General features: G+C 75.2%; 18 protein-coding genes. 10 read left to right on the forward strand and 8 right to left on the reverse strand.

Annotated elements, in window-relative coordinates:
- Positions 1-322 precede the first annotated feature (322 nt).
- The 4 genes from tatA to AC067J_RS04460 form a co-directional block, all read right to left on the reverse strand.
- Positions 323-661: a Sec-independent protein translocase subunit TatA gene (tatA, locus tag AC067J_RS04445; protein ID WP_478296477.1), complete on the reverse strand. Its 339-nt coding sequence runs from the start codon at positions 659-661 to the stop codon at positions 323-325.
- Between the two features lie 187 nt (positions 662-848).
- On the reverse strand, positions 849-1,325 hold the full coding sequence (locus tag AC067J_RS04450; protein ID WP_478296478.1) for a YidH family protein: 477 nt from the start codon (positions 1,323-1,325) through the stop codon (positions 849-851).
- Positions 1,326-1,481: 156 nt separating this feature from the next.
- Positions 1,482-2,120: a class I SAM-dependent methyltransferase gene (locus AC067J_RS04455; RefSeq protein WP_478296479.1), complete on the reverse strand. Its 639-nt coding sequence runs from the start codon at positions 2,118-2,120 to the stop codon at positions 1,482-1,484.
- Positions 2,121-2,329: 209 nt separating this feature from the next.
- Positions 2,330-3,853 carry an MFS transporter gene (locus AC067J_RS04460; RefSeq protein WP_478296480.1) on the reverse strand — a complete coding sequence of 508 codons (1,524 nt, stop codon included), beginning with the start codon at positions 3,851-3,853 and terminating at the stop codon, positions 2,330-2,332.
- Between the two features lie 123 nt (positions 3,854-3,976).
- Between AC067J_RS04460 and AC067J_RS04465 the strand changes: the two genes are divergently transcribed.
- Complete coding sequence (locus AC067J_RS04465) at positions 3,977-4,612, forward strand: TetR/AcrR family transcriptional regulator (RefSeq protein ID WP_478296481.1); 636 nt, start codon at positions 3,977-3,979, stop codon at positions 4,610-4,612.
- A 59-nt stretch (positions 4,613-4,671) separates the two neighbouring features.
- Here the strand turns inward: AC067J_RS04465 and AC067J_RS04470 are convergent, their stop codons facing one another.
- A complete protein-coding gene (locus tag AC067J_RS04470) occupies positions 4,672-4,989 on the reverse strand; it encodes a cupin domain-containing protein (protein WP_478296482.1) in 318 nt (105 codons plus the stop codon).
- Positions 4,990-5,191: 202 nt separating this feature from the next.
- Here AC067J_RS04470 and AC067J_RS04475 point away from each other — a divergent pair, with 202 nt between their 5' ends.
- On the forward strand, positions 5,192-5,458 hold the full coding sequence (locus tag AC067J_RS04475) for a hypothetical protein (RefSeq protein ID WP_478296483.1): 267 nt from the start codon (positions 5,192-5,194) through the stop codon (positions 5,456-5,458).
- A 224-nt stretch (positions 5,459-5,682) separates the two neighbouring features.
- On the opposite strand, the gene AC067J_RS04480 is transcribed toward AC067J_RS04475, so the two are convergent.
- Positions 5,683-6,840, reverse strand: a complete 1,158-nt coding sequence (locus AC067J_RS04480) for an acyl-CoA dehydrogenase family protein (protein WP_478296484.1) — start codon at positions 6,838-6,840, stop codon at positions 5,683-5,685.
- Positions 6,841-7,204: 364 nt separating this feature from the next.
- Here AC067J_RS04480 and AC067J_RS04485 point away from each other — a divergent pair, with 364 nt between their 5' ends.
- Complete coding sequence (locus AC067J_RS04485) at positions 7,205-8,383, forward strand: TetR/AcrR family transcriptional regulator (RefSeq protein ID WP_478296485.1); 1,179 nt, start codon at positions 7,205-7,207, stop codon at positions 8,381-8,383.
- A 128-nt stretch (positions 8,384-8,511) separates the two neighbouring features.
- Here the strand turns inward: AC067J_RS04485 and AC067J_RS04490 are convergent, their stop codons facing one another.
- Positions 8,512-8,826, reverse strand: a complete 315-nt coding sequence (locus AC067J_RS04490; RefSeq protein WP_327678349.1) for a hypothetical protein — start codon at positions 8,824-8,826, stop codon at positions 8,512-8,514.
- Positions 8,827-9,168: 342 nt separating this feature from the next.
- Here AC067J_RS04490 and AC067J_RS04495 point away from each other — a divergent pair, with 342 nt between their 5' ends.
- The 6 genes from AC067J_RS04495 (at position 9,169) to AC067J_RS04520 (ending at position 19,720) form a co-directional block, all read left to right on the forward strand.
- Positions 9,169-11,169 carry an ATP-binding protein gene (locus tag AC067J_RS04495; RefSeq protein WP_478296486.1) on the forward strand — a complete coding sequence of 667 codons (2,001 nt, stop codon included), beginning with the start codon at positions 9,169-9,171 and terminating at the stop codon, positions 11,167-11,169.
- A 191-nt stretch (positions 11,170-11,360) separates the two neighbouring features.
- Positions 11,361-13,718 carry a hypothetical protein gene (locus AC067J_RS04500; protein ID WP_478296487.1) on the forward strand — a complete coding sequence of 786 codons (2,358 nt, stop codon included), beginning with the start codon at positions 11,361-11,363 and terminating at the stop codon, positions 13,716-13,718.
- A gap of 112 nt (positions 13,719-13,830) precedes the next feature.
- Positions 13,831-14,610 carry a DedA family protein gene (locus AC067J_RS04505; RefSeq protein WP_478296488.1) on the forward strand — a complete coding sequence of 260 codons (780 nt, stop codon included), beginning with the start codon at positions 13,831-13,833 and terminating at the stop codon, positions 14,608-14,610.
- Positions 14,611-14,676: 66 nt separating this feature from the next.
- Positions 14,677-16,578 (forward strand): threonine/serine exporter family protein, encoded by a 1,902-nt coding sequence (locus AC067J_RS04510; RefSeq protein WP_478296489.1) that lies wholly within the window; start codon positions 14,677-14,679, stop codon positions 16,576-16,578.
- Between the two features lie 110 nt (positions 16,579-16,688).
- Positions 16,689-17,783 carry a hypothetical protein gene (locus AC067J_RS04515; protein WP_478296490.1) on the forward strand — a complete coding sequence of 365 codons (1,095 nt, stop codon included), beginning with the start codon at positions 16,689-16,691 and terminating at the stop codon, positions 17,781-17,783.
- Between the two features lie 419 nt (positions 17,784-18,202).
- Positions 18,203-19,720 carry a C40 family peptidase gene (locus tag AC067J_RS04520; protein WP_478296491.1) on the forward strand — a complete coding sequence of 506 codons (1,518 nt, stop codon included), beginning with the start codon at positions 18,203-18,205 and terminating at the stop codon, positions 19,718-19,720.
- Positions 19,721-19,786: 66 nt separating this feature from the next.
- Here the strand turns inward: AC067J_RS04520 and AC067J_RS04525 are convergent, their stop codons facing one another.
- Positions 19,787-20,632 (reverse strand): oxidoreductase, encoded by an 846-nt coding sequence (locus AC067J_RS04525; RefSeq protein ID WP_478296492.1) that lies wholly within the window; start codon positions 20,630-20,632, stop codon positions 19,787-19,789.
- 106 nt (positions 20,633-20,738) lie between these two features.
- Here AC067J_RS04525 and AC067J_RS04530 point away from each other — a divergent pair, with 106 nt between their 5' ends.
- The gene (locus AC067J_RS04530) at positions 20,739-21,653 is read left to right on the forward strand and encodes a LysR family transcriptional regulator (protein WP_478296493.1); all 915 of its coding nucleotides are present in this window, start codon (positions 20,739-20,741) and stop codon (positions 21,651-21,653) included.
- Positions 21,654-21,659: the final 6 nt, after the last annotated feature.

A 21,659-nucleotide genomic window follows, 5' to 3' on the forward strand; every position in this document is an offset into this window, starting at 1 on the left:
ACTCCGTTCCTCCGGTTGGTACATATCAGGAGATAACGGATCAAGTGGGACGGCCAGTCGGGACGGCCACTCAGGCCGGAGGCGGAGGGGGCTCCGGCGCCCGGCGCCCGGCGTCGCTGGCCGGCCGGGGGTGGCCCGGCCGGCCCGGGGGCCCGGTCGCCCCGGGCGGTCGGCCTGGTCGGCCCCGGGTGGCCTTCCCTGGGGGCCTGGGCGCCCGGGTCCGGCGGACGACGCGGTCGGGGGAGCCCCGGACACGACGAAGCCCCCGCCGTGGTGGCGGGGGCTTCGGACGGCGCTCGGACGGCCCCGTGCGGGGCCGGTCTCAGGCGGTGGTGGTGGACCGGGGCTGCTCGGTCGCCTTGGTCACGTTGGTCGGCGTGACGGCGGGGCGCGCCTGCTCGGCGGCCGGCTGCGCGGGCTGGGCCGCCGGCTGGGCCGGGGCGGCGGTGCTCTGCGCGGTGCTCTGCGCGGTGCCCGGGGCGGCGTCGGCGGCGGTGGCGGGGGTGTCGTCCTCGCGCATCGCCTTCGTCTCCGCCTTGAGGATCCGCATCGACTTGCCGAGGCCGCGGGCCATCTCCGGCAGCTTCTTCGATCCGAACAGCAGGATTACGACAGCCAGCACCACGAGCACGTGCCAGGGCTCAAGACCGTTCCGCAGCATCCCTGGCCACCGGTCCCTTCTTGTCTAGAGGCGTACGTCACAGTTGGGCAAAGCGCCCGACCTGGCCAGTATGCCTGTCCGTAGCGGCGAACGTATACACCGGCCGGGAAACGCTGGTCAAAAACCAGATGTTGCAGGAACGGCCGAGGGGCAGTCGTCGGGGCCGGACGGGCGGGCCCGGCCGTCGTCAGCCCGAGTAGCCGATGATCAGCCCGCAGAACACCGCGGCGACCAGGGCCACCCCGACCGAGAGTACGAACAGCGTCGGCGTCCTGGGCAGCGGGGCCCCGGTCCGCATCGCCGTCTCGACCTTCGTCCACCTCCGGTACGCGGTCACCCCGAGCACCGCCCCGCCGAGCGCGCAGACCACGGACAGCGCGATCCGCAGTTGCGCGGGCGCGATGCCGGGGGTGAGCTGGTCGACGGCGATGCCGCCGGCCAGCAGGGCGAGCGCGGTGCGGATCCAGGCCAGGAAGGTCCGCTCGTTGGCCAGCGTGAACCGGTAGTCGGTCTCCGGGGTGCCCGCGGTTCCGTCGCCCTCGTCGCCCTCGTCGTCCGGGGCGTCCGGGGCGTCCGGGACGGCCGGCCCGCTGGGCCCGTCCGGCCTGTCCGGGCTGTCGGGCTCGTCCGCAGGTCGGGCCGGCGGCTCCTCCGGCTGCGGCATCGGGCCTCCGTTCGGCGCCGTACTTTGGCCGGTTCCGGACCGTGCGGGACCGTGGCGGGCGCTCCCCGCCGACCCTAGGACGGGGCCCGCTCCGTCGCAGCTCGGGCGACGGCCGGTCCCGGTCCCGGTCCCGGCCCGGTCGGCCCCGGCGGCCGGTCAGTCGCGGCGGGCCAGCAGGTAGCCCCGGCGGGTCTCCGCCTCCTGCGGGTAGGGACCGCGTTCCAGCCGGGCCGTCACCGTGAAGCCGGCCTCCTGCAGCAGCCCGGCGACCGCCTCCAGCTCCAGGAAGTGGAAGTCCACGTCGACCGGGTGCCCCCACCACTCGTCCAGCCGCCGCACCTCGCTGCCCAGGTGGAACGCGACCAGCAGCACGCCGGACGGCCGCAGCACCCGCCGCATCTCCTCGAAGGCGGGCCGCAGCTCGTCCGCCTCCAGGTGGATCACGGAGTAGAGCGCCACCCCGGCGGCGAACTCGCCGTCGGCGGCCGGCAGCCGCAACAGGTCCCCGACCCGGAACTCCACCTCCGGGTGGTCCCGCCGCGCGACCGTCACCATGGCCGGCGAGAGGTCCACCCCCACCGCCGTCACCCCTTGCCCGGCCAGCCATCCGGCCACGTGCCCGGGGCCGCACCCCAGGTCCGCCACCGCGCCGCCCGCGGCCTCCTCGACCACCGCTCCCAGCAGTGCCCGGTCCACCACCTTGTACGCGAGCTCGTCTCCGATCCGCTCCCGGTACTCCTCCGCGACGACGTCGTAACTCGCCCGCACCCGACCGTGGTTCACCTCGTCCGACATGCGGGCAGCCTGGCACGTCCGTTCGGTCCGGTGCACCCGGATAACCGGCGTACCGGAGCCGGAGCCAACCGTGGTGGTGGTGGTGGTGGTGGCGGCGGTGACGGTGACGGTGGCGGTGACGGGCGCGGGGAAGGCGAGAGCCCCCGTCCCGGGTGACCGGGCGGGGGCTCCTGATGACGCGCGTGCGGGGATCGGGGCCTGCGGCGGGCTCAGGCGGCGGTGCGGGCCGGGAGGTGACGCATCAGTCGGTAGGCGAGCAGGGCGGCGCCGACCGCGAAGACCAGGCCGACCACGGCGGCGACGTGCAGGCCGTCGGTGAAGGCGGCGCGGGCGGTGTCGAGGAGGTCGCTGCCGATCCGGCCGGGGAGGTGGGCGGCGACGGTGACCGCGCCGCCCAGGGTGTCCTGCGCGGTGTGGGCGGCCGCGCCGTCCAGGCCGTCGGGGAGGGCGCCGTCCAGCCGGGAGCGGTAGACGGCGGCGCCGGCCGCGCCGAGCAGTGCGATGCCGAGCGAGCTGCCGAGCTCGACCGCGGTCTCGGAGGTGGCGGAGGCGGCCCCGGCCTGCTCGACGGGTGCGGCGGAGACCACCATCTCGGCGGTGAGGGTCATGGTGCCGACGGTGCCGGCGGCCAGCACGCCCGCCGCGGTGAGGACGAGTGCGAGCGGTGAGTCCGCGCCGACCTGCGTCATCATCCCGAAGCCGGCCGCGCCGACCAGGAAGCCGCCGGCCATCAGGACCGCCGGGCGGACCTTCCCGGCGAGCGCCGAGCTCACGCCGACGGCCGCACCCACGCCCACGCTGGGGACGAGCGACCAGAGCGAGGCGGTCAGCGGGCTCATGCCCTTGACCAGCTGCAGGTACTGCGAGGTGAAGAGGGTGAAGCCCATCATCGCGAACATCGCGACGGTGTTGACGCTGATGGCCCCGCTGAAGGCGCGGATCCGGAAGAGGCTCAGGTCGAGCAGCGGGTGGGCGGCGGTGCGCTGGCGCCAGTAGAAGGCGCCGGTGAGGAGCAGGCCGGCGGGGACGGCGAGGGCGGGGAGCAGGCTCCAGCCGTCCACCGCGAGGGTCTTGACGCCGTAGACCAGCGGGAGGACGGCGGCGAGCGAGAGGACCGCGCCCGACAGGTCGAAGCGGCCGCGCTGAGGGGAGCGGTACTCGGGCAGCAGGGCGGGGGCGGCGAGCAGGACGAGGGCCATCACCGGGACGGCGAGCAGGAAGGCCGAGCCCCACCAGAAGTGGTCCAGCAGCAGGCCGCCGGCGACCGGGCCGAGGGTGGCGCCGGTGGTGAGGATGCCGCCCCAGGCCCCGAGGGCGATCTGGCGCTGCTTGGGGTCGTGGAACATGTTCCGGATCAGCGCGAGGGTCGACGGCATCACCGTGGCGCCGGCGACGCCGAGCAGGGCGCGGGCGGCGATCAACTGGCCGGCGCCGTCCGCGTAGGCGGCGAGCAGCGAAGCGCCGATGAAGCCCGTGGCGCCGATCATCAGCAGCCGGCGGCGGCCGATCCGGTCGCCCAGCGCGCCCATCGTGATGAGCAGCCCGGCGAGCAGGAACGAGTACATGTCCATGATCCACAGCTGCTCGGTGCCGCTCGGCGCCAGCGTGGTGGAGATGTAGGGGACGGCGAAGAAGAGCACGCCCATGTCCATGGTGAGGACGAGGGTCGGGAGCAGGAGGACGACGAGTCCGATCCATTCGCGGCGGCCTGCGCGGCCGGTGGTTGCGGTCATGGGGATGACAGTACGGATGCGTCAGACGCTTGTCTAGTACGTACGTCTTAATCACCCGTGTGAGACATTCGAGCCAGACATTCGTGCAAGACATTCGTCCAGGAGCGACGTAGCATTCGGAGCATGGGAAATCGCGAGGACCTGATGGCCGGCGCCAAGCGCTGCCTGTACGAGAAGGGCTACGGGCGCAGCACCGCCCGGGACATCGCCACCGCCTCCGGCGTCAGCCTGGCGGCCATCGGCTACCACTTCGGCTCCAAGGAGGCGCTGCTCAACGCGGCGCTGGTCGAGGCGACGGAGGAGTGGGGCGCCCGGGTGGCCGCCGTGGTGGCGCAGGCCGACAAGGTCTCGGGTGACCCGGAGGAGCGGTTCGTCGCCGTCTGGGACGGCGTGAAGGAGACCATCGCCGAGCACCGCGGCCTCTGGGCGGCGCAGTTCGAGGCGATGGTGCAGGTGGACCGGGTGCCGGAGCTGCGGACCGCGCTCACCGAGGCGCAGCGGAGCGGGCGGCTCGGACTGGCCGCGCTGTTCCAGGGGCTGGCCGAGGTGCCGGACACCGAGGACGAGATGTCCCGCGGCATCTTCTACCAGGCCCTGCTGGTGGGCATGGCCGGGCAGTGGCTGGCCACTCCCGACCTCGCGCCCAGCGGCCGGGACTTCCTGCGCGGACTGGAACTGGTCGGCGGCTCGGTGCTGAAGGGCGGCGCGGGGGCGGACTGGCACGGCCCCGCCGCGGACCGGCCCGGACCCGCCGGCTGACGGACGGCCCTGCGTTCGGGGCGGCCGGCCAGGCGACCGGCTGACGGCCGGCCCGGCGCTCAGACGGTGACCGCCGTCAGCAGCACCACCGAGTCGACGTGGGCCAGCAGGCCGTGCCGTTCCTGCGGCACCGGGTGCAGCTGGCCCGCCGACAGCTCCACCCGCCGCCCGGTGATGGTCAGTGAGACGCGGCCGCGGAGCACCTGGAGGCTGGCGGCGGTCGGCGCGTTGTGTTCGTCCAGCGAGGTGCCGGCGGTCAGCGCGATCACGGTCTGCCGCAGGACGCCGTCGTGCAGCACCAGGTGGGCGCTGCGGCCGTGCGGGCTCTCGGCGGCCTTCGCCGCGTGCTCCGCGACGAGTTGTTCGAGATCGACCATCACGCGTCCTCCTGCGGCGGGCGTGCCGGGGTCCGGCGGGCGTGCCGGGGATCCGGCCGGGGCCGTCTCCTCCGGCCCAGCGTCGCGGACGCGCCGCGCACCCGCACCCGGAGCGCCGCGCGGGTCCGGGCGCCGCGCCCGCCCGTCACCGGACGGGACCACTCGGCGTGCGGAGGCGGCCGGCTGCACCCATGGTGGAGCCATGGCGACCAACGAGCGTTTTCTCAGCGGATTCCAGGTCAACCGCTCGCTGCTGGCCGGCGGCGCGGTGCTCACGGGCATCGGCGCGCTGCTCGGGGCAGCCGGAGCGGTGATGGTGTGTGCGGCGCTGGCCACGGCCGGCCGCACCTGGGTACGGGGCCTCGAAACCCCGCCGACCGCGCTGGCCCAACGGGCGCTGCGCGAGGCCAAGGTGGCCTCGGCGGCCGGCTGGGAGGCGTGGCGCACCGAGCACCACTCGCCCAACTGAGCGGGGCGGGTCCGGCGCACCCGGCGGGCCGTCCGGGCCCGGTGAGCCCGGACGGCCCCCGCCCGCGTTCACCCGTGCGGCGGAGCGGCCGGGGGGGGCGGTGCCCGGCCCACCCGTGACCCCCGGGTCACCCGTGCCCCCCGGGTCGACGACCCTCGGGCCGACGACCCCCTGGACCGGCCGTCCCCGCGCGGACGCCGGGCCGGGGACAGGGCCCGGCCCGGCTACAGCCCGAGCGACTTGGCGACGATGCTGCGCATGACCTCGCTGGTGCCGCCGTAGATCCGGAAGACCCGGTTGTCGGTGTAGAGCCGCGCGATCGGGTACTCCAGGATGTACCCGTAACCGCCGTGCAGCTGAAGGCACTTGTCGATCACGCCGGACGCCGACTCGGTGCAGAACAGCTTGGCCGCCGCCGCGTCCGCGACGGTCAGCTCGCCGTTCTGGTAAAGCTCCAGCGCACGGTCGACCATCGACTGCTGCGCGACCACCTGCGCCTCGCAGTCGGCCAGCGTGAACTTGGTGTTCTGGAACTCGGCGACCGCCTTGCCGAACACCTTCCGGTCCTTGACGTACTGCACGGCGAAGCGCACCGCCGCGGCGGCGGCCGCGTACGCGCCGACCGCGATCGCCAGCCGCTCCTGGACCAGGTTGTGGGTCAGGTAGGCGAACGCCCGCCCCTCCTCGCCGAGCAGGTTCTCCACCGGCACCTTGACGTCGCCGAACGCGAGCTCGGCGGTGTCCGAGGTGCGCAGGCCGATCTTCTGCAGCTTGCGGCCGACGCTGTAGCCGGGGGAGGTGGTGTCGACGCAGAGGATGGAGAGGCCGGCCCGGCGGTTCTCCGGGTCGTACGGCGAGGTGCGGCAGACCACCAGGACGAGGTCGGCGAGGACGCCGCCGGTGATGAAGGTCTTGGCGCCGTTGAGGACGTAGTGGGTGCCGTCCTCGGAGAGCCGGGCGGTGGTGGTGATCCCGGCGAGGTCGGAACCGGCGCCCGGTTCGGTCATCGCGATGGCGGTCATGATGTCGCCGGAGACGAAGCCGGGCAGCCAGCGGCCCTTCTGCTCCTCGGTCGCGTACTCCAGCAGGTAGGGGAGGACCAGGCCGGTGTGCACGCCGGAGGAGCCGAAGCTCACGCCCGCCCGGGCGGTCTCCTCGGCGATCACCGCCTGGTACTTGAAGCCGCTCTCGCCCGCGCCGCCGTACTCCTCGGGCACCTCGATGCCGTAGACGCCGAGGTCGCCGAGCTTGCGGTAGAAGTCGCGCGGCGGGTGTCCCTCGGTCTCCCAGCTCTCGTAGACGGGGACGACCTCGTTGGCGATGAAGTCCCGGATGGTCTCCCGGAAGGCCTCGTGGTCCTCGGTGAACACGGTGCGGCGCACGACGGCGCTCCCTTCGGTGGGCCGGACGCGGTGGGCCGGACGCCGGTGGTCGGCCGGCCGGGTGATCGCCCCACAAGTTAATCCCGGGTAGCTTCGACTGTCCAGGGTCGGAGCGGGGCCGGAGGACCGGCGTCCGTCCCGCTGCCGGAGCCGCCGGCGCGGGCTTCGTACGGCGGCGAAGTGAATCCCTGCTAGCCTCGCCGGTCGAGGTCGGACGGCGACCCCGGGGCGGTACGTCCCGGCGGCGGGGTCAGTACGTCGGGGCAGTGCGTCGGGCCGGTGGACCGCGGCGGCCCGCCGGGACGCGAACCGGGACGCGAACCGGGACGCGAACCGGGGCGCGGTGAGGGGAGGACCAGGCGTCATGGTGGTGCGACGACCACCCGCACGGGCCAGGCGGGCGCAGATCCTGGCCGTGGCCGCCGAGCGCTTCCACCGCGACGGCTACCACCGGGTCTCGATGACCGAGGTCGCCGCCGGGGTCGGCATCACCGCACCCGCGCTCTACCGGCACTTCCGCGGCAAGCCCGAACTGCTCGACCGCACCGTCCGGGTGGGCCTCGACGCGCTGGCCGACGCGGTGCGCGCCGCGGAGTCGACGGCCGCCCTCGCCGCCGCGCTGGCCGCCGTCGCGGTCGGGCACCGGCCGCTGGGCACGCTGGTGCAGCGGGACGCCCGGCTGCTGCCGCCGGACCGGCGGGCGGCGCTCCGCCGTGAACTCCGGGCCGACGTGGCGCTGATGGCCGCCGTGCTCCGTGCCGAGCGGCCGGAACTCACGGCAGGTGACGCCGAGTTGATCTGCTGGTCGGCGCTGTCGGCCGGGGCCGGGCTGTCCTACCTGTCGGCCGCCCCGCAGCCGCGCCGGGCCGAGCGGCTGCTCCGTGAGCTGCTCGCGGCGGTGCTGGCGGTCCGGCTGGACGGAACCGTGCCCGATCGCGGGCCGGCGGATGCCCGGCCGGCCCGGGCCGCCGCCGGGCCGAGGCCGCAGCCGCGTCGGGAGGAGCTGCTGGAGGCGGCCGTCCGGCTGTTCCACCGGCGCGGGTTCGACAACGTCAGCACCGACCGGCTCGGCGCCGCCGTGGGCATCTCCGGCCCCAGCGTGTACCGGCACTTCGACAGCAAGGCGCAGTTGCTGGCGGCGGCGCTGGTGCGCAGCCGGGAGCGGCTCTGGCACGAGGTCGGGGGTGCGGTCGCGGCGGCGCCGGGCGGTCCGGAGGCGGCGCTGGCGGCGGGGCTGGCCGCGTACGTGGGGTTCGCCCTGGAGAACGGCGACTACCTGGGTGTGGTGCTGAGCGAGACCGAGCGGCTGGCGCCGCCGGACCGGCGGGCGGCCGTGGACTTCCGGCGGGACTTCCTGCGGACCTGGGTCGACCTGCTCTGCCTGGTCCGCCCGGAGGAGGACGCGGTGGCCGCGCGGATCCGGGTGCACGCACTGTTCTCGCTGGTCAACGACGGGGTGCGGAACAGCCCGCACGGTGCCCGTCCGGATCTCGGCGACTGCCTGCTGAGGCTCGGCCGGGCCGTCCTGGGGGTCGGCCCCTGATCGGGGCCGCGGCCGGGGCGGTTCCGGGGGGCCCGAGCCGCGACGGCCGCGGCCGGGTGCCCGCCCCGCGTCGGCGGGACGGGCACCCGGCCGGGGATCGGCGGGTGCGCTCAGGGGCGGAGCGCCGCTCAGCCGCCGAAGTGCGGGGCGATCAGGGCGGCGAGGTTGCCGTTGCCCTGCAGCGCGCCGACGTTGCCGGAGTTGCCGGCCACGGCGAGCCCGTTGTTCTGGTTGCTGGCACCGGAGCCGGTGGCCGTCTGCTGGGTGGTGACCACGTTGCCGTGGACGTTGCCGATGATGTTGTTGGAGCCGGTGTTGCTCACCACGCTGCTGTTGGAGTGGTGGTCCGCGCCGGCGCCGTTGTCGGCGTGGGCGGTGCCGATGCCGGCGAGGAGGAAGGCCCCGAGGGCGGTGACGGCGGCGGCTGCGCGGATACGGGACACGGTGGTCTCCTGGGGGTGGAGTGCGAATGGTGGCGCGTTCCGGAGTGGCCGCCCCGAAGCGCCGTTGCCTGACGTCGCACGACCAGCATTCACCAGCGCCGCGGACGAACTCCACCGAATGGGTGGCAATTCGCCCGATGGTGTCATCGGAAGGGCTTTTGCGCGGTTCCCGCCGAAGCGGCCCCCACTTGTGGGTGAGCTGTCAAAAGCCTTGGTATGGCCGGGAGTTGGAGTCGTATCGGAGTGTTCCGGCGCCGCCCGGCTGTCAACTCCAGGTTGACCGAATCCCTGTCACAGGAAAGAAATGGTCGCCGGATAGTCGCACTGGCACACTGGGGACCCATGTCTGAAGGTCTCCCGCCCGACCATGCCCCCGCCGAGGATCTGCGTACGACCGAGGTCGATCTCGGCGGACTGGTGAACGTCCTCGCCACCCACCTCTACTCCACCCCGCTGGTCGCCCTGCGCGAACTCGTCCAGAACGCCCACGACTCGCACACCCGGCGCAGGCTGGAGGACCCGGACGGCGCCCACCGCTCGCTGATCCGGGTGCGTGCCGACGCCGGCCGCCGCACCGTCGGCATCGAGGACACCGGGGCCGGGCTCACCGAGCCGGAGATCCACGCCTACCTGGCCACGGTCGGCACCGGCTACACCCGGATGCTGCGCGAACTCACCGGCAGCCAGGAGCTGATCGGCGCCTTCGGACTCGGCTTCCTCTCCGCCTTCTCGGTGGCCGAGGAGGTTACCGTCACCACCACCTCGCACCGGGAGCCGTGGCTCGGCCACCGCTACCGCAGCCGGGGCGGCGAGCAGTACAGCGTCGAGCCGGTGCCCGCCCGGCCGCTCCCCGGCACCCTGGTCGAGCTCGCGCTGAAGACCGAACACGCCCACCTCGCCGACGAGTCCGTGCTCCGCGAGGTGCTCGGCCGGTACTGCGTGCTGCTGCCCGTCCCGGTCCACGTCGGCGACGACGAGCAGCCGGTGAACAGCGTCCCGGTCCCCTGGCGGCAGCCCGCCGGCGAGGCCGGACCGGCCGGTGACGGCGGGAGTTCCGGTGACCGCGCCGCGGCCGGCGACCGGCCCGCCGGCGGTGACGCGTACGCCGCCCGGATGCGCTTCGCCACCGCCTTCGGCCGCCGCTTCGAACCGCTCACCGCCTTCCCGGTCCGCCCCGCCGAGGACGGCCCGGCCGGGGCCGGCACGGACGCGGTCGGCCTGCTCTGGGTGCAGGACGGCGGCACCTACGGCAGCAGCGACAACCGCGACCTCGCCGTCTACCTGCGCGGCATGCTGCTCGCCGAGGACGCCCGCGACCTGCTGCCCAGCTGGGCCGGGTTCATCGGCGGCGTGGTCGAGTCCAGCCGGCTCACCCCGACCGCCAGCCGCGAGGACCTCCAGCGCGACGACCACTACCGCGCCCTCCAGCGGGCGCTCGCCGACGCGGTGGTGGACGGGCTCTACGAGACCGCCCGGCTGCGGCCCGCCGTCTGGCGCCGGATCCTCGCCCGGCACGGCCAGGACCTGCTCGGCGCCGCGCTCTGCGACGACCGGCTGTTCACCCTGCTCGCCGACGACGTCCCGGTGCCCACCTCCCAGGGGGACCTCACCGCCGGCGCGCTGCGGGCGGCCGGCGGGGGCGCGGTGCACGTCGCGCTCGGTTCCGGCGGCGGCTTCGAGGAGATGCTCTACCGGGCCATGCAGGTGCCGATCGCACGGGGCGACCGGTACGCGGTGCTGCCGTTCCTGCGCCGCTACGCCGCGCTGCGGGACTGCCGGCTGGTCGAGCTCGGCAGCGAGAGCGGCAACCGCGAGCTGTTCCGCGACCCGGAGCGCCCGCTGCCGGCCGACGAGAGCGCCTGGCTGGCCGCCGCCCTCACCGATCCGGGCGAGCAGCTCGTCCCGGCCCGGTTCGACCCGGCCGGACTGCCGCTCGTGCTGGTGCCGGACCGGGAGGCCGAGCTCAAGGCCCGGATCGAGGACGACCAGGCGGACGCCCGGATCCCGTCCGCGGCGCTCCGGCTGGCCCGGGCGTTCACCGCCCGCACCGACGGCGAGGTCAAGGCCCGGCTCTACCTCAACCTGGCCTGCCCGGCCGTCCGGGACCTCCTGGCCGCCTACCGGGCCGGCCACACCGGCAGCGCCACGGCCGCGGGGCTGCTCCGCTCGCTCAAGGTGATCATGGCCGCCGCCTCGGCCGGCGGGGCCGCCGGCGGCACGGCCGGGGACCTCACCGCCGCGCTCGGCGGGATCGGCACCGCCGTCTCCGCGCTGACCGCGGCCGTCCCGCCCGGTCTGCCCGCCGTCCCGGACACCCCCGGCGGCCTCGCCGGGGAGGGGTGACCGGTGGCCCTTCACACCGGGGCGCCGGCGGGACGGCCGCCGGCCGCCGCCGCGCCCGCCGCGGTACCCGACGCCGCGGTGCCCGACGCCGCCCCGACGGCGGAAGCACCGTCGGCGAACGACTTGTCAGTGGCGCCTGCCACACTGCCCACCAGTACAGCGCACGACCCGCAGGGGGAGACGGAAGCGGTATGAGCACCGACATCTGGGCCTGGGTCCACGACACCCACCGTCAGCTGACCGAGGCCGGCCACCGCCGGCTGGCCGACGCCATCTACGAACTCCCCGGCCACGCCAACGAGGGCCGCAACGAGCAGCTCGACGCCGTCTACCCCGAGGCGGTCGCCGCCGCCCGCAGCCTCGACCTGCCCTGGGTCGAGGTCTACCTGCGGCACTGGCGGATGCAGAACCTGCTGAACAAGCGCCACCAGGGCGAGCAGGCGCTCCCCGAGGCGGTCGACCTGCTGGAGTTCGCGCACCGCGAGCAGACCGCCGACTGCCCGCAGTCCGTCTGCGTGGTCCAGGACTTCGCGATCTGCCACGCCCGGGTCGACGGCCCCGGCTACGTGCCCGAGCGGCTCGCCGTGCTGAGCGAGACGCTGGAGCGGATCGAACCGGCCCGGGCCTGCTTCGACTGCCTCTCCCGGGAGTACTCGGACGCCCTGGAGGACGACGGCCGCCCGGCCGAGGCGCTCACCTACCTGGACGCCGCGGCGGGCCGGATGCTGGCGGGCGGCCAGCAGCTGTCCCTCCACTTCCAGCACTCCCGGGCCGGCAGCCTGCACCTGCTCGGCCGGCACGAGGAGGTGCTCACCCTGCTCGACACCGCCGAACAGGCCGAGCGCGCCCGCGGCCGGGAGATCGACGAGAGCGACCGCCGCTGGGGCGACCTGCTGCGGGCCCGGGCCCTCGCCTCGCTCGGCCGCACCGACGAGGCGACCGCCCTCCTGCCCGACCAGGAGGACGCCGAGCGGCACGCGGACCTCCGGCCGGCCTGGACCACCACCGTCGAGCTGCTGGTCGCCGCCGGCGCCCGGGAGAACGACGCCGCGCTGGGCGCCGTGCTGGCCGGCTGGGTCGGCTACCTCGACGGCACCGGCTCGCACCGCCCCTGCGTGGACCTGCTGCTCGCCGCCGGGCGGCTGGCCCTGGCCCGCGGCGCCCGGACGGTCGCGCTCACCCTGGCCGCCACCGGTGAGCGCAAGCTGGACCGGCTGCGCAAGCGGGACGGCGTCGCCGAGCGGGTCGCGGAGCTCCGCGCGGCCGCCGAGGCGCTGCCCCGCCCGGACCTGCCGGTTCCGCCGGAGGAGCTGGCCGGGTACCTGACCGAGGCCGAGGTGCCCTACGAGGCCGGTGCCGACCTGCTCTCCGTCGCCCTGGACCGGTACCGGGGCGAGCGGGCCGGCGCCACCCCGCTGGCGCTCCTGCTGGCCAGGGTGCTCGGCGGCCTCGGCCACCCCCGGGCCGCCGCCGACCTGCTCTGGCGGCAGCTGGACGCCGACCCGGCCGGGGAGGAGCTGCCCGCCGCGCTGGGCGCCGCCCTGATCGAAGCGGGCGACGCCGACGGGGTGCGCCGGCTCGCCGACCGGCTGGCCGAGACCAGCCCGGCCGACGGCCACTGGGTCCGGGCCCGCTGGGCCGCCGCCGAGGGCCGCTGGGCCGAGGTGGTCGAGCAGTGCGAGGCGATCCTGGCCGTGCAGCCGGACCGGATCAACACCCGCCGGCTGGCCGCCGGCGCGGCCACCGAGCTGGGCGACCACGCCGCCGCGCAGCGCTACTACCAGGACCTCCTGGTCCACGCGCTGCCCGCCGACGCGACGTCCGAGGACGAGCGGCACCGGGCGGTCGGGCCGGCCGACCTCTGGCACCTGATCACCGCTGCCACCGCCAACCGGGACTGGGCGGTGGTCCGCTCCACGGGCGCCCTGCTCGACATCGGGTTCGACGAGCCCGAGGGCCCGGTGGACGAGGAGTGGCAGCTCGTCACCGTCCGGGCCACCCGGCGGGACGGCTCCACCGCCGACCTGCCCGCCGTCCGCACCGGCCCGGCCACCGCCCGGATCCTCCCGGTGCTCGGCGACGAGGTGCCGCTCAACCACGGCGACGTGGTGGTCTTCGCCCCCGCGCTGCTGGAGGGGCCGCCCGCCGACTCCGCCCCGGAGGAGGAGCGGCGGAGCTGGCGCCCGGTGTTCGAGCTGCTCACCCTGCTCGACCCGGCCGGCTACACCACCTACTGGGTGGACGGCGCCTGGCCGGGCGACGAGGCCTGGGCCGAGCTGCGCGAGCGCCTGCGGGGCGAGGGCTACGCGGTCTGGGCCTACAGCGGCGACCACTACCTCGTCACCGACCCGGCCGACGAGGACGCCGAGCTGCCCGGGATCTACGCCGCCCTCGCGGTGCCGCCGGCGGCGCGTGCGGCCGACGCCGACGCGCTGCTCCACCGCCTCACCGCCTCCTGGCCCCATCCGCTGTCCTGGCTGGAGCTGGCCGGGGAGGCGGGCGCCGACACCGACCGGCACCGGGAGGTGATCGAGCGGTACGGGCTGTAGGCGCTCCTCCGGAGCCCTCGCGGGCCACGGGGCGGACCTGCCGGTTCGGGGAGTTCTTGGTGAATGCTTTACTGTTTCATTGCCAAGAGTCGACCTTTCAGGAGTCCGCCCCGTGACCAGCCTCGCCCTCGGCCCGTCCTGGCTCGATCCGACCTACCTGATCTCCACGTTCAACCTGGTCGGCATCCTGGCCATCGTCTTCGCCGAGTCCGGCCTGCTTATCGGCTTCTTCCTCCCCGGCGACTCGCTGCTCTTCACCACCGGCCTGCTGGTGGCCGACGGCACCTACCTGCACCAGCCGCTCTGGCTGGTCTGCGCCCTGATCGTGCTCGCCGCCGTGATCGGGGACCAGGTCGGCTACCTGTTCGGGCGGAAGGTCGGACCGAGCCTGTTCCGGCGCCCCGACTCCCGGCTGTTCAAGCAGGAGAACGTGGAGAAGGCGGCCGCCTTCTTCGACCGGCACGGACCCAAGGCGATCGTGCTCGCCCGCTTCGTGCCGATCGTCCGCACCTTCACCCCGATCATCGCCGGGGTGAGCAGGATGAACTACCGCACCTTCGTCCTCTTCAACGTCATCGGCGGCGTGCTCTGGGGCGGCGGCGTCACCGTGCTCGGGTACTTCCTCGGGCAGATCCCGTTCGTCCGGGAGAACATCGAGGCGATCCTGGTCGGCATCGTGCTGCTCTCGGTGATCCCGGTGGCCGTCGAACTGCTCCGCGCCCGCCGGTCCGGGGCGTCCGCCCGGTCCGCCCGGCCGGCGGGAGCCGCCGTCGAGTCCGGTGGGCCCGTCGAGTCCGGTGGGCCCGTCGAGTCCGGTGGGTCCGGTGGGTCCGGTGGGTCCGCCACGCACGTCCCGCCGGTGTCGTCCGGCGGCCGGCACCGCGCCGGGTAGGCCCCGCGCCGCACGGCGACCCCGCCGGGGAGGCACCCGCGCTGGGCCGCGCCCGCCGTCGCGTACATGTGCGTCCGGCAGTTCGATCAGGCAAGGTGTATCCCGAGATCGAACGGCGGCCCGGGACGGCCCGGCGCCCGCCAGGGGCGGCAAGGAGCGGAAGTGCCTAAGCGGGGCCGGTCGGGCGGCGGCAAGAAGGCCAGGGGAGGCCGAGGGGGCCGGCCCCAGCGGCAGACCCGCCCGGCACCCGGGGCAGGGCCGGTCCACCCCTCCGACGCACCGCCCACCGAAGGCCTGCTCGGGCACCCCGCCCCCGTCGCCGAACCCACCGTGACGGTCCCGCTCGTCCTGCCGGCCCCCGAGACCAAGGGTCTGCTCGCGCCCGAGCCGGAGCCCGAACCGGGGCCCGCTCCCGAGGAGCAGCCGCCGTCCCCGGTGTACCGCCGCCGCCCGGGCGCCGAGGACACCCTCACCCCCGAGGAGTGGCGCGCCGCCGGCTACACCCCGCCCACCGGCATCGCCGTCCCCGCACTCATGCCCGGAGCGCCCGGCGAGGCGCCCTGGCCGGACCGGATGCGCACCCTGCTGCGCACCCCGATGTCCGAGCGCCCGTCCTTCGAGCGGACCGCACGCGAGCTGCACCCCTCCGCCGGCCGCAACGTCCCGCGCATCCTCGACCTGACGCTCCGTATCGGCGAGCTGCTGCTCGCCAGCGGCGAGGCCGCCGAGGACGTCGAGGCGGCCATGCTCGGCATCGCGCACGCCTACCGGCTGGACCGCTGCGAGCCGCAGGTCACCTTCACCCTGATCGGCATCTCGCACCAGCCCTCGCTGGTCGAACCGCCGATCACCGCCGACCGCGTGGTCCGCCGCCGCACCTCCGACTACACCCGGCTCAACGCGGTGTACGAGCTGGTCGCCGACATCACCGCGGAGAAGGTGAGCGTCAACGACGCGTACCGCCGGCTCGCGCTGATCCGCCGCAACCGGCACCCGTACCCGGCCTGGCTGCTCGCGCTGAACACCGGACTGCTGGCCGGCGCGGCGACCTTCCTGGTCGGCGGGCGGATCGACGACAAGGCCTGGCTGGTGTTCGCCAGCGCCTTCGTCGCCGCCGTGCTCGGCGACCGGCTGGCCTCGCTGATCGCCCGCCGCGGGCTGCCGGAGTTCTACCAGTTCGTGCTGGCCGCGATGCCGGCGGCCGCCTCGGGCATCATCCTCTCCTTCAACGACCTGGGCCTGCGGGGCTCCGTGGTGATCACCGGCGGGCTGTTCGCCCTGCTGCCCGGGCGGGCGCTGGTCGCCGCCGTCCAGGACGGTCTGACCGGCTTCTACATCACCGCCGCGGCCCGGCTGCTGGAGGTCATCTACCTGGTGGCGGGCATCGTCATCGGCGTGATGCTGATCCTCTACCTCGGGGTCGGCTTCGACGCCAAGCTCCGGCCGGACGAGTCGCTGGTCGGGGTCAACTACCCGCCGGTGCAGATGATCGCCGCGCTGGTGCTGACCCTGGCCTTCGCGATGCTGCTGCAGACCGACCGCCGCTCGCTCGCCCTGGTCACCCTGAACAGCGGCGTCGGCTGGGCCAGCTACGGCGTGCTGGTCTACAACGCCGACGTCTCGCCGATCGTCGCGACCGGGGTGGCGGCCGGCCTGGTCGGCCTCTTCGGCCAGCTGATGGCCCGCTACCGCAACGGCTCCGCGCTGCCGTACGTGACCGCCGCGATCGGGCCGCTGATGCCGGGTTCGGCGCTCTACCTCGGCATGCTCTCGTTCACCCAGAGCCACGCGAGCGCGGGCCTGGTGCAGGTCACCCGGGCCGCCGCGATCGCCCTGGCGCTCGCGATCGGGGTGAACCTGGGGGGCGAGATCGCCCGTCTCTTCATGAAGCTGCCGGTCGGTGTCGAGCGGCCGTCGCTCGCCCCGGTCGTCCCCCGGCGGGCGGCCAAGCGCACCCGGGGCTTCTGACGCTCGTTGCGGTGGTGCCGGGCCGGCCCGGAGCACGGGTTCGGACACCGTTGGCCCCCGGGCCATGTCGCGTCAGGCAGGACGCAGTACCAGGAACGAAGGTAAGACGCATGACCACACTGCTGGACGGCTACCGCGAGCACATCCTCGCCGCGCACAAGCAACCGCTGCTCCTGCTGCTGGTCGGGTTCATCACCTCCTTCGTCTTCATCCGGTTCAGCGTGCGGATGATCAGGGCCCAGGTGCGCTGGTGGCCCGGCAACGTGACCCCCGGCGGGCTCCACATCCACCACATGGTCTTCGGCCTGGGCTTCCTCCTGGTCGGCGGCATCGGGGTGTTCGCCACCTACGGCGGGCACCCGTGGATCGACGTCTTCGGCCTGCTCTTCGGCATCGGCTGCGGCCTGGTGCTGGACGAGTTCGCACTGATCCTGCACCTGGACGACGTCTACTGGAGCGAGCAGGGCCGCAAGTCGGTGGACGCGGTGATCTTCGGGATCCTCTTCACCGGCCTGCTGCTCATCGGGTACGTGCCGCTCGGTGTGGTGCCCAGCGAGGAGACCAGGTGGGGGCTGGTCACCGTGATCTCGATCAACGCGCTGGCCTCGATCGTCACGCTGCTCAAGGGCAAGGTGTGGACGGGTCTGCTCGGCATCATGGTGCCCGGCCTCTCCTGGATCGGCGCGATCCGGCTGGGCCGGCCGAGCAGCCCATGGGCGCGCTGGCGCTACACCAAGCGCCCCCGTCGGCGGGCACGTGCGCTCCGGCGTGAGCGCCGACTGCACCGGCGTGCGGACATCGCCCGTACCTGGCTTTTCGACCTGATCGCGGGCGCCCCCGACAAGGTTCCGGCCAACCACCCCGCCGCCCACCGGGTGGCCGAGCGGATGGCCGCCCGGGCCAGCGCCCACCTCGACGCGCACACCGCCCGGGCGCTGGCCCGCCGGTCCGCGCGGCTGGCCGACCGCCGCTCGGCGGCGGGCGCGGCGGAGCCGGGCACGGGGGGCCACGGCACCCGCGGGTTCGGTCCGGGCGGGTACGGCGCTCCGGCGGACCCGCCGGGCCGGGAGGGCAGTGCGCGGCAGCGCCGGCGGACCGTCCGGGCCGGCCGCAGCCGGACGTACGCGGTCCGTCCGACCGGGCTGGAGCCCAGGCCCGACCGACAGCGCCGACTGCGGACCCGCACGCCGCGGATCCGCCGGTAGTTCGTGTACCTTGCGCCGGGGGAGGTTCGGCGTATTTCTCGGGGGTTGGGGCTGAGTGTCAGTCGGATCATCTGATAGTCACCCGGCTGGCGGGTGCGGGCGTGAGGTGTGAAAGCCGCCCGGCTTGAGAACATGGCGGTCAGTGACCGTCTTGTCACGCAATGGGATGTTTCGCCGGGCTGCCGGTGAGCGGGGCCACCAGGCCTCCGGGTCGTCGGGCCACCGGGTCGGGCCACCGGGCCGTCGTCGGGCCCTCGTCGGGCCGTCACCGGTCGGGCGTCGGGGCCGGGGCACCGGTCGGGCCTCCTGCCTTCGCCGACCCGGCGCCGACCCGGCGCCGACCCGGCACCGGCACCGGCGTCGCCGAGGTCGGGCGCGGCCGGCCGGCCCTCCCTCGTGACCGTTCGAAGGGGTGACCCGTGGCGCGCAGGCTCCTGCCGACCCTCCTGATTGCCCTCTCCGCCGTGCTCGGGCTGATCCCCGCCGCCACCGCCGCCCCCACCGAACCGGGGCCGGCCCCCGCCGGACCCGGCTCGGGTGCTCCCGCCGAACCGGGCGCGGCCGCCCCCGCGCCCGCCCCCGGCCCGGGGGAGGAGGCCTACCCGTCCGCCGAGGAGATCGACGAGTCCCGGGCCGAGGCCGAGCGCCGGGCCGGCTCGGTCGCCGCCATCGAGGCCGGCCTCACCGCGGCCAGGGCCGAACTGGACCAGGCCGGCCGGACCGCCGAGCAGGCCGTGGAGGCCTACAACGGCGCACAGCTGGCCCTCACCCGGGCCCGCGCCGAGGAGTCCGCAGCCGGTGACCGGGCCGCGGCCGCCGAGGCCGACCGGGCCGAGGCCGCCGAGTGCGCCGCCCAGCTGGCCGCCGAAACGTACCGGCAGGGCACCAGTGCCGAACTCTCCGCCATCAACGCCCTGCTCGGCGCCCGCGGACCGCGCGAGGCCGGGGACCGGGCGGCCGTGGTCGGCGTCGCCAGCGACCGCACCCGGCAGATCCTGGACACCGCCGTCTCGACCGCCGCCGCCGCGAGCCGGGCGTCCGCCGCCGCGCGGGCCGCGACCGAGGCCGCCGCCCGGGCCGCCACCGAGGTCGGCGCGGCCCGGGAGCGTGCCGAGGCGCGGCTGACGGCCCAGCAGGAGCAGGTCGTCGCGGTCGGTCGGCGCCGGGAGCAGCTGCTCGCCGACCTGGCCGCCGCCCGCCACACCACCGTCGAACTGGAGCGGCAGCGGCGCGAGGCGCTGGAGGAGATCGCCGCCCGGGAGGCCGAGGCCGCGGCCCGTGCGGCCGCCGAGAAGGCCGCGGCCGAACGCGAGGCGGCCGAGCGGGCGGCGGCCGAGCGGGCGGCGGCGGAGCGGGCGGCGGCCGAGCGGGCGGCGGCGGAGCAGGCGGCGGCCGAGCGGGCGGCGGCGGAGCAGGCGGCGGCCGAGCGGGCGGCGGCGGAACGGGCCGCCGCCGAGCGGGCCGCGGCGGAGCGGAGCGCCGCCGACAAGGCAGCCGCCGAGAAGGCCGCGGCGGCTGCGAAGGCCCCCGCCGCCGGGCCCCTCGCGCCGCCGCCCGCCCGGTCCTGGTCCGCCGAGGGCGCGGCCGCCGCGGTGGCCTTCGCCCGGTCCAGGATCGGCCTGCCCTACGTGTGGGGCGGCGAGGGCCCGGCCGGCTACGACTGCTCGGGGCTGACCATGATGGCCTGGCGCCAGGGCGGCAAACCGCTCAACCACTTCGCCGCCGACCAGTACGCGCAGTCCACGCCGATCACCTACCGTCAGCTCCGCCCGGGCGACCTGGTCTTCTGGAGCTCCAGCGGCCGCGCTGCCGACATCCACCACGTCGGCCTCTACATCGGCAACGACCAGATGATCGAAGCCCCCCGCCCGGGCACGCGGATCAAGCAGGCCAGCCTCTGGATCATGGGCACCCCCGACTTCTACGCCCGCCCCTGAGCCGCCGCCCTTGAGCCGCCGTCCCCGAGCCGCCGCTCCGGCCGGTCGTCACCCCGGCCGGTCGCGTCACTCCGTGTCGAAGTCCGTCCCCCGGGAGACCTCCTCCCACTCGGTGAGCTCGGCCCGCACGGAGTCCAGGTGCGCGGTCAGGAAGTCGACGGCGTCGCCGCCGAGGGCGAGGCGGAGCGGGGTCCTCCCGGAGTCCAGGGCCAGCAGGATCGCCGCCGCGGCCTTCGCCGGGTCGCCGGGCTGGCCGCCGTCGCCGCCCTGCACCAGCTGCCGGGTCGCGCCGACCTTCTCCGCGTACGCGGGGTTCTCCTCGGAGAAGTACGCCGCGCCCTTGCCGAACAGGTTGGTGCGGAACGAGCCGGGCTCCACGATCAGCACCTTGATGCCGAACGGCGCCACCTCGTCGGCCAAGCCCTCCGACAGCTGCTCCAGCGCCGCCTTGGTCGCGCTGTACGCGGAGAACCCCGCGAAGGACAGCTGCCCGCCGAAGCTGCTGATGTTCACGACCGACCCGCTGCCCCGCTCCCGCATCTGCGGCAGCAGCGCCCGGGTCAGCCGCGCCGGGCCGAACACGTGCAGCTCGAACAGGTCGCGCAGCTCCCGGTCGGTGGTCTCCTCGAACGCCCCGACCTGGGTCCGGCCGGCGTTGTTCACCAGCACGTCCACCCTGCCGTAGCGGGCCAGGACGTCGGCGGCCACCGCGTCGATCCGCTCGCCGTCGGTGACGTCCAGGCTGATCGCCTCCACGCGGTCCGGGTGCGCGGCGACCAGGTCGTCCAGCGCCTCGGTCCGCCGGGCCGTGCCGATCACCGTGTCGCCGGCGGCGAGCGCGGCCTCCGTGACGGCCCGCCCGAATCCGCTGCTCGCGCCGGTGACCAGCCAGACCTTGGCGTTCTCGCTCATCTTCGTCTCCCTCGTCAACTGCCGTGCGGGGCCGCCCCGTCGACAGGTCCCATCCTTCGCCAGGTACCGGGGCGGCGTCCAAGTCCGGTTGTGATAGCCATGAGTTATGAACGTCCACGGGCGCGACCTCGCCTACTTCGCCTCGGTCGCCGAGGAATTGAGCTTCACCCGGGCCGCCGAGCGGCTGTTCGTCTCCCAACCCGCCCTGAGCAAGCAGATCCGGATGCTGGAGAAGCAACTGGGCGCGGTCCTGTTCGAACGGGACCGGAGGACAGTGCGGTTGACCGCGGTGGGGGAGGCCCTGTTACCGCACGCCCGCGCGGTGCTGGCCGCCTGGCAGGCCGCGGAGGCGGCGGTGGAGGAGGCGAGGACCGCCGAGCGGTGCACCCTGGTGATCGGCATGTCCACCAGCCCGGGCCGCGGGCTGCTGCCCGCCCTGCGGACCCGCCTCGTCTCCCGGCATCCGGACGCGAGGCCCGTCCTGCGCCAGGTCAACTGGGCTGATCCGAGTGCCGGGTTGGCGGACGGATCGAGCGACGTCGCCTTCGTCTGGCTGCCGCTGCCGGACGACGACCGCTACCGGTACGCGGTGGTGGCCCGCGAGCCCCGGCTGGTCGCGCTCCCGGACGGACACCCGCTGGTGGCGCGGGCCACGTCCGACCCCGGGGGAACGGTGGACTTCGCCGACCTGCTGGACGAGCCCTTCCTCGCCCTCCCCCCGGAGGCCGGCCCGCTGCGGGACCACTGGCTCGCCCTGGACGCCCGGGACGGCCGCCGGCCGCGGATCGGCGGGGTGGTGGCCAGCGCCGAGGAGACCCACGAGGCGGTCGCCGGCGGCCAGGGGGTGGCGCTGCTGGCCACCGGCAACGCCCCGCTGGTCGTCCGGGACGGGGTGGTCGCCGTGCCGGTCCGGGGCGTCTCGCCGTCCCGACTGGCGGTGGCCGCCCGCCGCGACGACGAACGGCCGCTGGTTCTCGCCTACCTCGCCGCCGCGCGGGAGGTCGGGGCCGCCACCTGCTGACCCGGT

The organism is Kitasatospora sp. NPDC042419 (genome assembly GCF_056437345.1).